At 59.6% G+C, this 14,046-nt stretch carries 8 protein-coding genes and 1 pseudogene; 6 read left to right on the plus strand and 3 right to left on the minus strand.

The window, feature by feature from the left end:
- Positions 1-330 precede the first annotated feature (330 nt).
- From AC1D05_RS10640 to AC1D05_RS10650, 3 genes are all read left to right on the plus strand, one after another.
- On the plus strand, positions 331-927 hold the full coding sequence (locus AC1D05_RS10640) for a redoxin domain-containing protein (protein WP_477344846.1): 597 nt from the start codon (positions 331-333) through the stop codon (positions 925-927).
- Positions 928-1,022: 95 nt separating this feature from the next.
- Entirely contained in the window at positions 1,023-1,403 is a 381-nt protein-coding gene (locus AC1D05_RS10645; RefSeq protein WP_477440707.1) for a nuclear transport factor 2 family protein, read from the plus strand.
- 18 nt (positions 1,404-1,421) lie between these two features.
- Positions 1,422-1,895: a DNA-3-methyladenine glycosylase gene (locus tag AC1D05_RS10650; protein WP_477440708.1), complete on the plus strand. Its 474-nt coding sequence runs from the start codon at positions 1,422-1,424 to the stop codon at positions 1,893-1,895.
- A gap of 121 nt (positions 1,896-2,016) precedes the next feature.
- Here the strand turns inward: AC1D05_RS10650 and AC1D05_RS10655 are convergent, their stop codons facing one another.
- Positions 2,017-2,382, minus strand: coding sequence for a response regulator transcription factor (locus tag AC1D05_RS10655; protein WP_477440709.1), 366 nt, complete (start codon positions 2,380-2,382; stop codon positions 2,017-2,019).
- Positions 2,383-2,996: 614 nt separating this feature from the next.
- On the minus strand, positions 2,997-4,295 hold the full coding sequence (locus tag AC1D05_RS10660) for an epoxide hydrolase family protein (RefSeq protein ID WP_477440710.1): 1,299 nt from the start codon (positions 4,293-4,295) through the stop codon (positions 2,997-2,999).
- 431 nt (positions 4,296-4,726) lie between these two features.
- Here AC1D05_RS10660 and AC1D05_RS10665 point away from each other — a divergent pair.
- The 3 genes and pseudogenes from AC1D05_RS10665 to AC1D05_RS10675 form a co-directional block, all read left to right on the plus strand.
- A pseudogene (locus AC1D05_RS10665) lies at positions 4,727-4,867 on the plus strand (alpha/beta hydrolase); the annotation flags it as partial.
- An 821-nt stretch (positions 4,868-5,688) separates the two neighbouring features.
- Positions 5,689-7,212: an FAD-dependent oxidoreductase gene (locus tag AC1D05_RS10670; RefSeq protein WP_477440711.1), complete on the plus strand. Its 1,524-nt coding sequence runs from the start codon at positions 5,689-5,691 to the stop codon at positions 7,210-7,212.
- 232 nt (positions 7,213-7,444) lie between these two features.
- On the plus strand, positions 7,445-8,227 hold the full coding sequence (locus AC1D05_RS10675; protein ID WP_477440712.1) for an alpha/beta fold hydrolase: 783 nt from the start codon (positions 7,445-7,447) through the stop codon (positions 8,225-8,227).
- Positions 8,228-8,331: 104 nt separating this feature from the next.
- Here AC1D05_RS10675 and AC1D05_RS10680 read toward each other — a convergent pair whose 3' ends face one another.
- Positions 8,332-13,950: a trifunctional serine/threonine-protein kinase/ATP-binding protein/sensor histidine kinase gene (locus AC1D05_RS10680; protein ID WP_477440713.1), complete on the minus strand. Its 5,619-nt coding sequence runs from the start codon at positions 13,948-13,950 to the stop codon at positions 8,332-8,334.
- Between the last annotated feature and the right edge of the window lie 96 nt (positions 13,951-14,046).

Raw genomic sequence — 14,046 nt, forward strand, 5'->3', positions numbered from 1 at the left:
AAATGCGCGATGGGAAAAAGCCAACTCAAACGCTTCAAGGCAATGACAGGCAATGTCTGCGACCCGCGATAGCATTCACCATCAAGGGAGCAAACCCTGAACAAGCCGGCGGCCGACGCCGAATGCCTTTGCCTTGGCAAGCGGCGGATTCTGCTAGGGCTCAGCAACCTCGGCCTTAGCCTAGCGACTGATATTCGATGCTGGAGTAACCATTATTCCATGGTATCGGCGACACCATCGCATAATGGATTTTGATACCTCTCCCGGCTTTTTATGGTCCGTCCGGCCAAAATGGTTCTCAACCTCCGGGACACTCAGTGAGGCTTTCAGATGCGCTCCGACATCATTCCAGGATCGATTTTTCCGGATTATGAGCTACCGGATCATGGCGCCGTGCGGCGAAGGCTTTCCGAATTGCAGGGAGAAGACCCCATGGTCCTGGTTCTGGGCAGAGGTGGGTATTGTCCTAGGGACCGACGGCAGGCTGAAGGGCTTGTTCAGCTCTATCACGAAATGGCAGTGGGTTATTGCCGGCTCGTCACCATCACCACGGATAATCTCCTAGAGACAAACGAGTATCGATTGAGCGCTGGCGCTCATTGGCCTTTTCTTTCCGACCCGCGGCGCGTGATCCAGAAGGACCTCGACATCGCCGAGTACACGGATCCCGCGCACAACCCCATGATCCCTCACGTTATCGTCATGGAACCCGGCCTTATCGTTTCCAAGGTCTACAATGGGTATTGGTTTTTCGGGCGACCCACCGTGGAGGAACTGCGGCAGGATATGCGAGCGGTGACCATGAAATGCCGACCGGATTGGGACATCACCAGGCCGGAACTCAAGGCTGCGTGGCAGACGGGTCGTAAGGAGCTTTTCTATCCTTATGGAAAGACGCGCGCTCAAACACTTCGCGAAAAGGAATGAATTCAAGATTGTCGGTGCGCGAGAGAGGGCTGGCAAGGTGACGAGCTTTAGTCGCTGTGCGAGGTTTGGGCCTTAGGGGGTTAAGAGGATTTGATATGGAAGACCGGGAGATACGAGCGGCTCTGGATCGCCACTGGGCCGCCTCCGATGCGAACGATCTCGAGGCGGAACATCAGATTTATCGGGAGGACGCGGTGCTCGACTATCCGCAATCGGGCGAGCGCATTCGCGGACGGCGAAGCATTCAGTCGTCCCGCGCCGCGCAGCCGAACAAGAAACGCTTCACGGTGCGGCGCATCATCGGCACGGGCGACCTCTGGATCACGGAATTTGTCCTGACCTATGACGGGCGGCCGTCCTACACCGTGAGCATCATGGAGTTCCTCGATGGCAAGGTGACCCGCGAGACCCAGTATTTCGGCGATCCGTTCGAGCCGGGGCCTTCGCGTGCGGAATGGGTCAAGCGGATTCCTTGAACCCTGGCCGCCATAAGGATGGTCATCCGCCGCCCACTCGCCCGCCCGGAGCTGCCGAACGATACGGCCGCCCTCGCCGGCTATCTCATTGGCAAGTTGGTGGTTCGCGAGTTGCCGGAAGGCGTCGCCAGCGGTCGCATCGTCGAGACCGAGGCCTATGTCGTCGGCGACGCCGCCGGGCACGGCTATCGCGGGATGACGCCGCGCAACCGCTCGCTGTTCCTCGAGCGTGGGCACGCCTATGTCTATCTAGCCTACGGCATCTCCTACATGCTCAACGTCTCCAGCGAGACGACGGGCACCGGCACCGGCGTCCTGATCAGGGCGCTCGAGCCGCTCGAAAGCATCGAGATCATGCAGGCAAATCGAGGCATCGAGCGCTTGCGCGACCTGGCGCGAGGACCGGGAAGGCTCGCCCAAGCGCTGCGGATTGATCGTTCGCTCGACGGGCTCGATCTTTGCCGGAAAGGCCCTGTGGCTCGGACATGGTGAGGACGACGAGCCCGGCGAAATCGGGCAGAGCACCAGGATCGGCATTTCGCGGGATGCGGACCGACTCCTACGGTTCTATGTCAGGCAGAGTCCATTCGTCAGCGGTCCAGGATCGCAACCGTCAGCGGAGAACAGCGTTGAGCGCATCAAGCAACGCGCTATCCGTGAACGGTTTTAGGAGACATTCGATTGTCCCACTCCGACGCAGACGCCCACAGACCTGTTCATCTCCATGGGCTGTAATGAAAACGATCGGAATCTGCCGACCCTGTTGCGTCAGCTCGCGTTGAAGCTCGATCCCGGACATACCAGGCATTGCGATGTCAAGGACCAGGCATTTGGCTTGATCGATCAGTTTCGAAGCCAGGAATTCTTCTGCCGAGGAGAATGCCTCGGCTTCATGGCCGAACATGCTGATTAGGTCCGGAAGCGACTCGCGAATGGACTCATCATCGTCGATTACAGCGATGTATGCTCGTCGTATCATTATGCATTTCCAGTACTATCCGCGAAACTTTGGCGGGGCATGATCAAAATTGTTGGCCGATACCCCATAATCAGGGAGGAGCGGAGAAAGCAGGCCTTATGGCCTGGGCCGTCGTTACGCTCGGCCCAAACGCGGCCCTGGTGATTCTCGATTATGGTCTTGCTCACAGAAAGACCGATGCCCCAAAATCGGCTGAGGTAGCGCTGAAGGCACTTGTTCTCAGAAAGGAGAACCTCGAGCTTCATGGTCAGCTTACAGTTCGCGGCGAGAGCGCTTTGCGGAGCGCGCTCAAGCAGCATAGGCTGCGCTAGCGTAGCCACCTAACTCCCCTCCAAGCCCGCAGGATTTGATGCCGCACCAATGGACGCTGCCCGCTCCCAATCCGAAAATCCATAGCACCTTGGTATCGGTCTAAGGTTTTTTCCGTGAACTTCGGTCGTTGGGCGGAGACAAGGCCCGGATTTCTGCCGGAGATTTCAAAAATAAAGTGTCCGCGCGTGACAATCATCGACGATCACATCATGAAGGAGAAGAGCCAGCCCGCCTACGGGGGGCGGGCCGGCGCGCAGACCCGCCCTGAGCTGGGGGCGCGGGCAGGTCTGCGCTGGCAGGGGTCAGGCGCTATGCAACGACCTGAACGCGGCCCTGAGCTCGTTGGTGAAAACCTGCGGCTGTTCCCAGGCCGCGAAATGACCGCCTTTCGGGAGCCGGTTGTAGTGGATCAGCTTGGGATAGGCCTTCTCGGTCCAGCTCCGCGGCGCTGTGTAGATCTCGTCCGGGAATGCACTCACGGCGGTGGGGAGCGGCACGCCTTTCGGCGCGAAGAAAGCTAGCTTGCTTTCCCAGTAGAGGCGCGCCGACGAGACCGCAGTGTTGGTGAGCCAGTAGAGCGCAATGTTGTCGACGACGTCTTCCTTGGACAGACCCTCGGATTTTCCGTCGAAGACGCGGGCGATCAGGTCGTAGCTGCGCGCATCGTGGTCGAGCATCCAGGCTGCGAGGCCGATCGGTGAATCCGCCAGCGCGTACAGCGTCTGCGGCCGGTTCGCCATCTCCTGGGCGTAGGCCAGCCCATGCTTCCAAAAGAAGTCGAGCTGATCCCAGGCATAGCGTTCGTCGGCCGACAGACCGGAGGGCGCAGGGCCGCCCGCCGCGAGCGCACTCGAGACCTCATCCGGCAAGGTGGCCGGCATGTTCGTGTGGATGCCGATCAGGCCCGGCGGCGTCTGCAGCGCCATCTGCTCGGTGACGGCATTCCCCCAATCGCCGCCCTGCGCAACATATCGCGTGTAGCCTAGGCGCGTCATCAGGTCGCCCCAGGCTCGCGCGATCCGGATTGGATCCCAGCCGGCCACCGTCGGCTTCCCTGAGAAGCCGTGACCCGGCAGCGAGGGGATGATCACGTCGAAGGCGTCGGTGGCGCTACCCCCGTGGGCCGTCGGATCGGTCAGGGGGCCGATGATCTTCAACTGCTCGATGATCGAGCCGGGCCACCCATGGGTAACGATGATCGGCAGCGCGTTCGCATGCTTCGAACGAATGTGGATGAAGTGGATATCAAGCCCGTCGATCTCGGTAACGAACTGCGGCAAGCCGTTCAAATAGGCTTCGCATTTACGCCAATCGTATTCGGTCTCCCAGTAATGCGCGAGCGCCTGCATCGTCGCGAGCCGAACGCCTTGGGTGGTGTCGTTCACCGTCTCGCGCTCGGGCCAACGCGTGGCTTTGAGACGCTGCTTGAGGTCGACGAGATCCGCGTCCGCAACGTGGATACGGAACGGGCGGATTGCGGCAGATCCGCGACTCGTCGAAATCGCCCCGGCGACGCCCGCCGAGGTAATCATTGCAATAGCCCCTGCGGCGGATGCCGCGAGAACTTCCCGGCGGGTGGACATTGAAGATAATGGTGACATCTGTACCTCCTCATAATTTGCTCAAAGCTGCTCGCGTCGAGACAGCATCAACCCATGAGGCCAGTAAGTGCCGGTCGGCTCTATTGGACGTTGGTATCGCCGATACCTTGGTATGCTCCCGCGTCAAGCGCATCTCACCGCAACGCCGAGGCTCCGCCACGTGACCTCTGGGCTGATGCCTGAGGCGCTTGCGGCAGGACAGCGCCAAGGGCGGGCGCACCCACGCCGTCCTCGTCGGTACAAACGTATCGGCGATACCTGGGTCCAATGGATTTTGCGGGGCAGTGCGGGTCTGATTACGGTGAATCCATACTTCGGCGGTGACGTCGATCTTCCGAAAGGGAATCGCCATGGGCAAACAAATCAGAGCAGCGGCGCGGACTGGGGCCATGAGCGTGGCCACCTTGACGTGGGCGCAGACCTGTAACATCAGGCCGACCGTCGTGCTGGTCCACGGCGCCTTTGCCGAGTCCGCCGGTTGCAACGGGGTCCTGACCCGCGACGACTATCCAGTGGCCGCCAACCCTCCACGCAGCGTAGGCAGCTACGCTGCCTATCGGGCGACCGTCGTCCACTGCGCGGAAGTCTGCGAAGCTGATCAAGGGCGCCAGGGCAACTACCCGGGGTCGCCTCGCGGCATCACAGCCACGCACCAGGATCAGATCAACGCCGACCTGCTCGCCTTCATCTCAAATCACGATCGCGCGTCGTCAGCAATTCCGTGGAGGTGCCAATGACCATCTTTGGAAACCTTTCGCGGACCTTGAATCGCGTGTCAGGCGGCGCGCGAGGCCAAACGTTGTGCGCTCGCATAGCCGAGCGGTCGCCTGAATGCTGGTTCTGTCAGCTCATGTCACGGATTGTAGAGCCGAACCATTGCGCCATCGAGCGGGCGCGCTGGCATAGGCGCGGAACACGCGCCGCAGCGCGGCTACCGTATGGATAGCCACGGCCGCCAACGACAACATATGGAGCTTATGCCGATAATTGGCAGGCTGGGTTTACGGATCAGTCGTGATCGACCCCCGGACGCCCCTGCCTCCGCGGTGACTGAGGCTGTGCGGGTCGCATCTTGCGCAACGCAGAGGGCCGCTGGCTATGGACCGCCCCCCGAATGGCCGCGCTAAAATCCGCAGTGTGTTGGCCGGGGCGAACTGAAGCAGGCGACTCTGACTTTGAGCTTCGCCCGTCTCGCCAAAACGGTTGGAGGCGGGTGATGTCGGGTTTTTTGGCTGGCAACGAAAGGTGTGGCAGGACGTTTGGACACAAAATGAAGCCGAGACACTGAAGGCGCGCTAGCCATGCATGCAGAAGATATTCCCAGACTGGCGCACTGGAAGAGTTCTCCGTCAGTCCAGGCGATTTCAATATTGCATCGCCAAGGGAGAAAAAGATGGCTGAAGATCATACCAAACCGAACGGACCGGATCTGGTCCATGGCATCGCGCTATCCGACCTTCCCGATGGCGGAAAGCTCGTCGGCCATTCTGGCGATGAACAGGTGTTGTTGGTGCGCCGCGGGATCGAGGTCTTCGCCATCGGATCGACATGCACACATTACGGCGGGCCGCTCGTTGACGGTCTTGTGTTTGAGGACACCGTTCGATGCCCGTGGCATCACGCGTGCTTCCATTTGCGTACAGGCGAAGCCTTGCGTGCCCCTGCCTTCAATCCACTCGATTGCTGGTCGGTGGAGCTGCGCGATGATCGGATATTTGTAAGAGAGAAACAAAAACGGACGGCACCGAAGCAGCGCGTTGGAGGCTCCGGCCAGGCTCCCGGGAAGATCGTCATTGTCGGCGGCGGCGCGGCCGGTTTCGCAGCAGCCGAAAAACTGCGGCGCGAACACTATCAAGGCAGCATCGTCATGCTCAGTAACGACGCCGCGCCGCCGGTTGATCGGCCCAATCTTTCCAAGGACTATCTGGCTGGCAAAGCGCCGGAGGATTGGATTCCGCTCCGCGGAGAGGGCTTTTACGCAAAGAACGATATCGACTTGCGTCTCAATGCGAACGTTGCCCTCATCGATGCACGTTCTGGCGAGGTTGTGCTGGAGGACGGGACCCGGACTCCTTACGACAGGCTACTCCTTGCAACCGGAGCCGAGCCGGTTCGCCTGACCATACCCGGCGCCAACCAGCCATACGTTCACACGTTGCGCTCGTTCGCAGATTCCAAGGCGATCATCGAGCGAGCCACGACTGCGCGACGCGCCATCGTACTTGGCGCCAGTTTCATTGGCCTGGAAGTTGCTGCGGCCCTGCGCTCGCGCGATATCGAAGTTCATGTCGTGGCGCCGGATAAACGGCCAATGGAGCGGGTCCTGGGTCCGCAGATGGGCGACTTCATCCGCGCCCTCCATGAGGAGAACGGTGTCGTATTCCATCTCGAGGACACCGCGAGCGGCATCGATGGGAAGAAGCTGAAACTCAGAAGCGGCAATACTCTGGAGGCGGATTTCGTCGTCGCCGGCATCGGCGTGCGACCGCGGATTGGGCTCGCCGAAAAGGCTGGGCTCAACATCGATCGCGGGGTCGCAGTAAATGCCTTTCTGGAGACGAGCACACCTGGGATCTTCGCGGCAGGCGACATTGCGCGGTGGCCAGATCCGCACAGTGGCGAGAACATTCGAGTCGAGCATTGGGTGGTCGCCGAAAGGCAGGGGCGAACCGCCGCACTCAACATGCTCGGTCGTCGCGAGAAATTCGCCGCAGTGCCGTTTTTTTGGAGTCAGCACTACGACATCCCGATCAACTACGTCGGTCATGCCGAGCGATGGGACGAGATCGCGGTTGATGGAGACATTGGCGCAAAAGACTGCCTGCTGCGCTTCAAGCGCGCAGGGCTTACGCTGGCTGTTGCTTCGATCTTCCGCGACATCGAGAGCCTGGAAGCTGAGGTGGAAATGGAGCGGTAAATGACTGCCGGGAAATCGTAGGGGCTTATGCACGACCCACAGCACTTCCCACGTGTTCCAATTTTGAGATGACCACGCACGGCAAAGAGCTGGCGGCTCAAGTTCGGGTTGTGAATCGCGCCGTTCGAGCTGAATCCGCTTAGACACCAAGGTATCGACGACACCTTCGTTCAATAGATTTGGCGTCACTGCGCGGCTCTGATGATCGGGCATTTATTAGAAAGGTTGGGCCATGCGCAGCTTCGTCAATATCGGCGTTATCGTTGGGGCATTTAGTCTGGCCGGCGCCACTGCCGCCCTCGCCAGCGACCCGAAGCCCACCATCGTCTTGGTCCACGGCGCCTTTGCGGAGTCCGCCAGCTGGAGCGGCGTGATCGCGGATCTGACCCGGGACGGGTTCGCAGTGATCGCGGCGGCCAATCCTTTGCGAAGCGTCGGTGGTGACGCGGCCCATGTCGCAAGCGTCGTTGGTTCAGTAAAGGGGCCGGTCGTTCTCGTCGGCCACTCTTACGCTGGGGCGGTGATCTCCGCCATGGCGGACCAGGTATCTAATGTGAAGGCGCTCGTCTATGTTGCTGCCTTCGAGCCCGACCTTGGTGAGAGCAGTCTCGAACTGACTGGCAAATTTCCGGGAAGTACGCTCGGGCCTGCCCTCGCGCCCCCAGTCAATCTGCCAAACGGCGAGCAGGACCTATACATCCAGCAGGACAAATTTCCGGCCCAGTTCGCCGCTGATGTCCCTGAGGCCGACGCGCGGCTGATGGCTGCGGCCCAGCGCCCGGTGAATCAGGCCGCCCTGGCTGACCGAGCGGTTCGGGCGGCCTGGAAAACCATTCCGTCCTGGTCGATTTACGGCGCAGCGGACCGCAACATTCCGCCCGCTGCGATGGCCTTCATGGCTGACCGCGCCCATGCGCGGAAGACCGTGGTCGTTCCAGGGGCTTCCCATTTGGTGATGGTTTCCCATCCCCATGAGGTGGCCGCGCTGATCGAGGATGCGGCGAACGCAAAATGATGACGCGCCGCAAGCGCCCGAACCAGCGAGATCGAAGATTGAGCAACCTACGCTGCAGCATTTCCAACACTGAATAGCGTCGCGTCCGCCTTCTGGTGACAAACCTATTCTGGCGCTCCCGGACCGACGTCGGACCATGCCGCATTGATTGGGGCTGCGCGGTTATTGGAAGCGGCTGGAATGCAAAAGCTGAACGTCGCGCCCGCTCCGTCGTTGACCGTCGCCCATAGACGGCCTCCGTAGTTTTCGATGATCGAACGGCAAATCGACAGGCCAATGCCCATTCCGTTTGCCTTGGTCGTGTAGAAGGGTGCGAACAGTTTTTCGACGGCGTCCGGATCTACGCCTGTGCCTGAGTCCCGAATCGCCAGGTTGACGCTGCCGTCGTGGTCGAGGTCCGTCTTGACCACGAGCATTCTTGGCCGATCCTCGATCTCGGCCATGGCATCGGCTGCGTTCAGCAAGAGGTTCAGGATGACTTGCTGCAGCTGGATACGATCGGCGCTGACGAGAGGGAGGCTGTCCGCGAAATCCGTCTGCAAAAGTACACGGCTGCTTTGCAACTCGCCCGCCGACAGGGCGAGCACTTCCCGCGCGGCGTCATTGACATCGACCAGCTCGGTGGACTGGGGGCTCTTGGAGAACATCGTGCGCAAGCGCTTGATCACCTCAGAGGCGCGATTGGCGTCTCGGATCATCCGCCGCGCCGTTTCGGTGGCGCCGGCCAGATTGGGGGGATCGGCGGTCAGCATCCGCACGCAGGTGCTGGCGTTGGTCAGGATACCAGACAAAGGTTGGCTCACCTCGTGCCCGATAGAGGCGGTCATCGCGTTGAGGGTCGCCACACGTGCCACATGGGCGAGATCGCCCTGCGCGCGGCGCAACGTCTCTTCGGCCCGCACGCGTTCTGTAACGTCACGAACGGCGCCCACAAAGTCGAGGTTGCCGGCATCGACTGCTCGGCCAGAGGTGTGCACATGCTTCACTCTGCCGTCCGGCATCAACAATCGATGTTCACTATCGAAATCCTTCTTTTCCCTGATCGCATTGTCAAGAAGCCGCCGAACACGATCCCCGTCGCCTGGATGAATTCGTTGTAGTGCGAGATCCATGGAGGCTTGGACACCTCGATCGTATTCAAGGATGTTGTAGAGTTCCGCGGACCAGTAAAACTCCCCGCCTGCAACGCTCCAACCGAAGTTGCCGGTGTGACTTATTCCTTGCCCCAGAGCTAGGACAGCTTCGCTGCGTTGCAGATCGGTGTAGAGCGCCGCATTTTCCAGTGAAATCGCGGCTTGTGAAGCCAGGAGCTCCAGAACGGTAACCCGGTCCGTCGTGAAGGCGCCCGGAGTGAGGTTGTTCTCCAAATATAGTGCGCCGACAAGCTTCGCTTGCTTGACGATTGGCAGGCACAAGACCGATCTTGAGTGCTTGAGCCGCACATATTCGTCCTGCGAATACACGTCATCGGACGAGGCATCTTCCAAGAGCACGCGCTCCTGGGTCCGGATCGCGTAACGCAGCACGGCTTGAGGCAGATCGGACGGCGTGATGGCTGCGTGCCGAGGTGCAACCGCGATCTCGTTCACGGTGGTCGTAGCCTCCGCTTCGATCCGCAGCTCAGTATCCCGGCTCAGGATCAACAACCCCCGCTCGGCCCCGGCATGCTCCACCGCGATTCGCATGAGCCGCTCGATCAACTTGGGAAGGGCCATCTCACCAGAAAGCGCCTGAGATGCTTTGACCACGGTCTCGACGTCCAGCTGTGCCGACGTCGTCGCCTCTCTCGTCCCGAGATGTGGAGCGGCGGTAGCCAATGTGGGATAGTACGCCTCCAGCTGCCTCACCTTGCCCAATGCGCCCCAGTGCAAATAGCCGTCGCGGGCTCTTGCAAGATACATTTCGGAGAAGTCCTCAAAGCCGCGGGCGGCGTAGAAGCGCGCGGCTGTTTCATACGCGAGCGCTTCATTGTGGACAAAGCCGTTGGCACGGGCGGAGAGAATAGCCTGTTGGTACAAGCGCTCTGCCTCGAGATCGCGGCCTTCCAGCCGGGCAAGCTCGGCACCGACCAGCGCCGCCCGGTTTTCGAAATTCTCCGGACAATTCTCCGCCCATACCTCGAGCTGTCTCTGATGCGCCGCCAAGGTCTCCAAACTCTCTTTGTCTAGGGCAGCTGCTTTTGCTGAGGCCCCGGTGGACAATGCGGAAGACTGGGACGAGGGATCGGCAGATTTTGCAAGGACGGGATCGCGGAAGGCCGCAAGGGAAAGCGCAGCATAGAAATGATATTCTGCTGTTTCAAACATAGCGGCGGATGTCCAAAGTAATTCACGCGCCCTTGCTGCAGCGATTGATGCTGAGGAATATTCTCCGGCAAAAAAGCGCGCCTGAAGTTTTCGAATCCAGTACCAACATTCGGGTTGCTTCGTTGCCGGATTGGCCGCGAAGCGCTGTTCTAACTCAATCTCGTTCACCTGCTCGTCATCGAAACAGCCAAACTTGTACGTCAGTCCCCGCAAACTTCGGATAACACCGAGCTGCGTCTTCATGATATCGATTATGTGGTCGTATCGCGCGCGCTTGGCGAGCTCTAGGCCTTGCTCAGCTTGGCGCTGGGTCTCTTCAAGTGGATCGCCTGCCGCTAAGAAATTCGTGTTGAGGTTGTCGAAGCTATACACAGTAAAGGCCAGATCGCCGACTTTTGTCGCCGTTTCGAATGCTCGCCAAATAAGAGCTCTACTGACGCGCACATGTTTGGTCCACGTTAATGAAAATTGCGCAAACCAAAGATAGGTCCGAGCGCGAAATCGCTCAAGGCCACGTTTGTCTACCAATTCATAACCGAGGTGACCGAATCGAAATCCTGCTTTGTAGTCGTTGAACTGCGGCCCCGCTATTTTGGCGAAAAAGACGTAAGCGACACATGAGCCGTCGCCGTGGCCGCGCTCCAGACTCAGATTAATCGCGCGGCAGATAACTAGCGAAAGAAGATTCGCATCAGTGAAAAGCGCCGACGGAAAGATCCTCGTGAGCACGTCCAGCGTGGCGAGAGACACGGCGTCGCTCATCAAGGGCAGATCGACGAGTTCCTCTATCGTCCGATCGCCGATTTTCCTCCAGATCTTGTCGTACTCGCGCTTCACCTGGGCTCGTGTCGGATGCGGAGACCAGTTCACTCCCAAGTGACGCAGGTATCCGATACAGATGCTAACGGCATCGTCGCATTGATCGAGGATCGTGTACAAATCAATGCGCAGGCACGCGACAGTCGCCCGCTCCAGAGTATTTGCTGCTCGGGAAGAGAGCATATTCAAGCGGTCGTCGGCAGCTCCTCTCTCACCGATAAGGAAATCGCACTGAGCCCGATAGAACTCAAGGGCAAAGGCGAGTTCATGGCGACTTACCCAAGCGTCGGTTGCCAAAAGTGATGCGCCAGCCGTGAAATACGTGAGTGCTGGAAGAAAGGCCGTCGACGTCATCGCCCGCTTGCCTGCGATCAGATTGAACTCGGCCAGTTGTTCCCGCTCTTCTTCTGAGAAGATCAGTGCTCTGCCGCGGTTGAGGTGATTGACGATGTCGAAGATCATCTCCTCTCGCAGCTTAGACGGCGTGTGCAAGACTAGCAGTCGACCGATCCGAAGGTGCGTCTCAGCCCGTCGTTCCTGCGGAATCAGCGAATAGGCAGCTTCCTGCACCCGGTCGTGAATAAATCTATATGAGTCGTCGCTCCTCTCGATGAAGTCGCGTCTCGCAGCCTCCCAGAGGGCCGTGTGGACGCGGTTCTCCGAGATTGCGAGCACCGTCGAAAGCATCGCGGTGGTAGCGCTAGTCCCAAGACAAGCGAGTTGCTGCAGTGCAGCTTGCGTATCTGTTGACAACTGCCCCAGCTTGCCGACCATCAGTTCGACCACGTTTTCAGTGTATTCCTTGCTGCGAATGCGGTCGGGATCCCAGGACCACCTGCCTACGGTTGGATCGAATGCGACCAAGCCTTCGTCGGCAAGGGCGGATAGGAACTGCATTACGAAGAAGGGATTACCAGCGGTCTTTTCATGAAGGATCCGAGCTAGAGGGACGGCGCGCGTCCGTACGCAACGCAACGCATCCGCGACAAACACTTCAAGATGTTTTCGGCTGAGGGAAGTCAGCCTGATCTCTTCGACTTTTAAGCCCGCGTCTCGAATGGTCTCCAACTTGCGCACGAGCGGATGGGTCGAGTCGATTTCGTTGTCTCGATACGCGCCGATAACCAGCAGGTGGCGCAGCTCGGAGCGGGTCAACAGATCTTCGAGGAGGTCGAGCGACGCCGCATCGACCCATTGCAGGTCATCGAGGAAGAGTATCAGTGGATGTTCTGCCATGGCGAATACGCCGACGAAGCGTCGAAGGGCGATCTGGAATGCCTGCTGGGCCTGCCGCAGAGGAATATCTGGAGCGGGGAGTTGCTCGCCAACAATCAGCTTCAGTTCTGGCATGAGCTCGACTAGAAGCTGGCCCTGTGCCCCTATGGCCTCGCGCAACGCCCTGCGCCAGCCTTCCAGTTCGGCGTCGCTCTTGCTTAGGAGGCTGCGGATCAATCGTTGGAAGGCCTGTGCGACAGTTGCGTACGGAATATCGCGCTTTTCCTGTTCGAATTTGCCCGAGGCAAAAAGGCCGCGAGACGGCACGAGGGCCTTATGCATCTCGTTCACGACCGAGGATTTTCCGATCCCGGAATAACCGCAGATCATCATCAACTCGGGCGTGCCAGCCGTCGCGACACGACTATAGGCGCTCAGCAAGGACGCGATTTCGCGCTCTCTGCCGTAAAGCTTCTCTGGCACCAATAGTCGATCAGGCGTGTCGAGGTTGCCTGGGGAAAACGGGGCGATCCGTCCCTCCGCTTGCCACTGCATCAGGCAGCGTCGGAGATCATGCTCAACGCCAGTCGCGGTCTGGTAGCGCTCGTCGGCTGTCTTGGCGAGCAGCTTTATGACTATGTCGGAGATCGGGCCCGGGATATTCGCTACTCGTTCGCTTGGCGGCGCCGGGGTCCGCGCAATGTGGCAATGAATTAATTCCATGGGGTCGGATGTGGTGAATGGCAACACGCCCGTCAGCATTTGGTAGAAGACCACTCCGAGCGCATAAAGATCACTACGCGAGTCGATCGAACGGTTCATTCGACCGGTCTGCTCGGGCGCCATATACGCGAGCGTCCCCGCGATGACCTCTGGTGGACCTAGTGCTTGACGCTCGCGCGGCAGTCGGGAAGCGTGGCCAAATCCAGTCAGACGCACTCGTCCGCTTGTCCCATCCACCAGAATGTGGGTCGGCTTCAGATCCTTGTGGACGACCCCCCGGTGATGGGCTTGGCTCAGAGCCGCGGCAGTGCTTATAGCCAACTGAAGGAATTGAGGTATGGACATCGGTTCGCCGATTTGCCGGTCGAGCGTTTCGCCACCGGGGTCCTCTAAAATCAGCATTGTTCGATCGCGGTCGCGAACGAGTTCTAGCGGCCGGGCCGCCCACGCACTCTCGAGATGGTCTCTGAGTTCGAATTCATGCGCGAGCTGAGCGACGCTCGCTGGCCGTGGGAGCGCCCCGGTCAAACGTAGCGCAAGCACATTGCGTGGCGGCTCATTGTTGTAAGTCAGTAGTCCTCGATAGAGCGCGCGCTCTCCCTCCTCCCATAGAACTTGGCGAACGCCTTCGCGCGCGCCAAGCGAGATCTGCGGACCCATCCATCACGCTCCACGGTTTTTGCAAATTGGATCTTGCAGGGCCGTTTCACAAAGGAACTGTACTGACTGGCGCCGCTCCGTGCGGTGCCGGTATTC

The organism is Mesorhizobium sp. P2_E9, from assembly GCF_056403815.1.

Coding starts and splice junctions, on each gene's coding strand:
- AC1D05_RS10675 (WP_477440712.1), top strand. CDS start 7,445: ATGCGCAGCTTCGTCAATATCGGCGTTATCGTTGGGGCATTTAGTCTG.
- AC1D05_RS10650 (WP_477440708.1), top strand. CDS start 1,422: ATGGTCATCCGCCGCCCACTCGCCCGCCCGGAGCTGCCGAACGATACG.
- AC1D05_RS10680 (WP_477440713.1), bottom strand. CDS start 13,950: ATGGGTCCGCAGATCTCGCTTGGCGCGCGCGAAGGCGTTCGCCAAGTT.
- AC1D05_RS10670 (WP_477440711.1), top strand. CDS start 5,689: ATGGCTGAAGATCATACCAAACCGAACGGACCGGATCTGGTCCATGGC.
- AC1D05_RS10660 (WP_477440710.1), bottom strand. CDS start 4,295: ATGTCACCATTATCTTCAATGTCCACCCGCCGGGAAGTTCTCGCGGCA.
- AC1D05_RS10640 (WP_477344846.1), top strand. CDS start 331: ATGCGCTCCGACATCATTCCAGGATCGATTTTTCCGGATTATGAGCTA.
- AC1D05_RS10655 (WP_477440709.1), bottom strand. CDS start 2,382: ATGATACGACGAGCATACATCGCTGTAATCGACGATGATGAGTCCATT.
- AC1D05_RS10645 (WP_477440707.1), top strand. CDS start 1,023: ATGGAAGACCGGGAGATACGAGCGGCTCTGGATCGCCACTGGGCCGCC.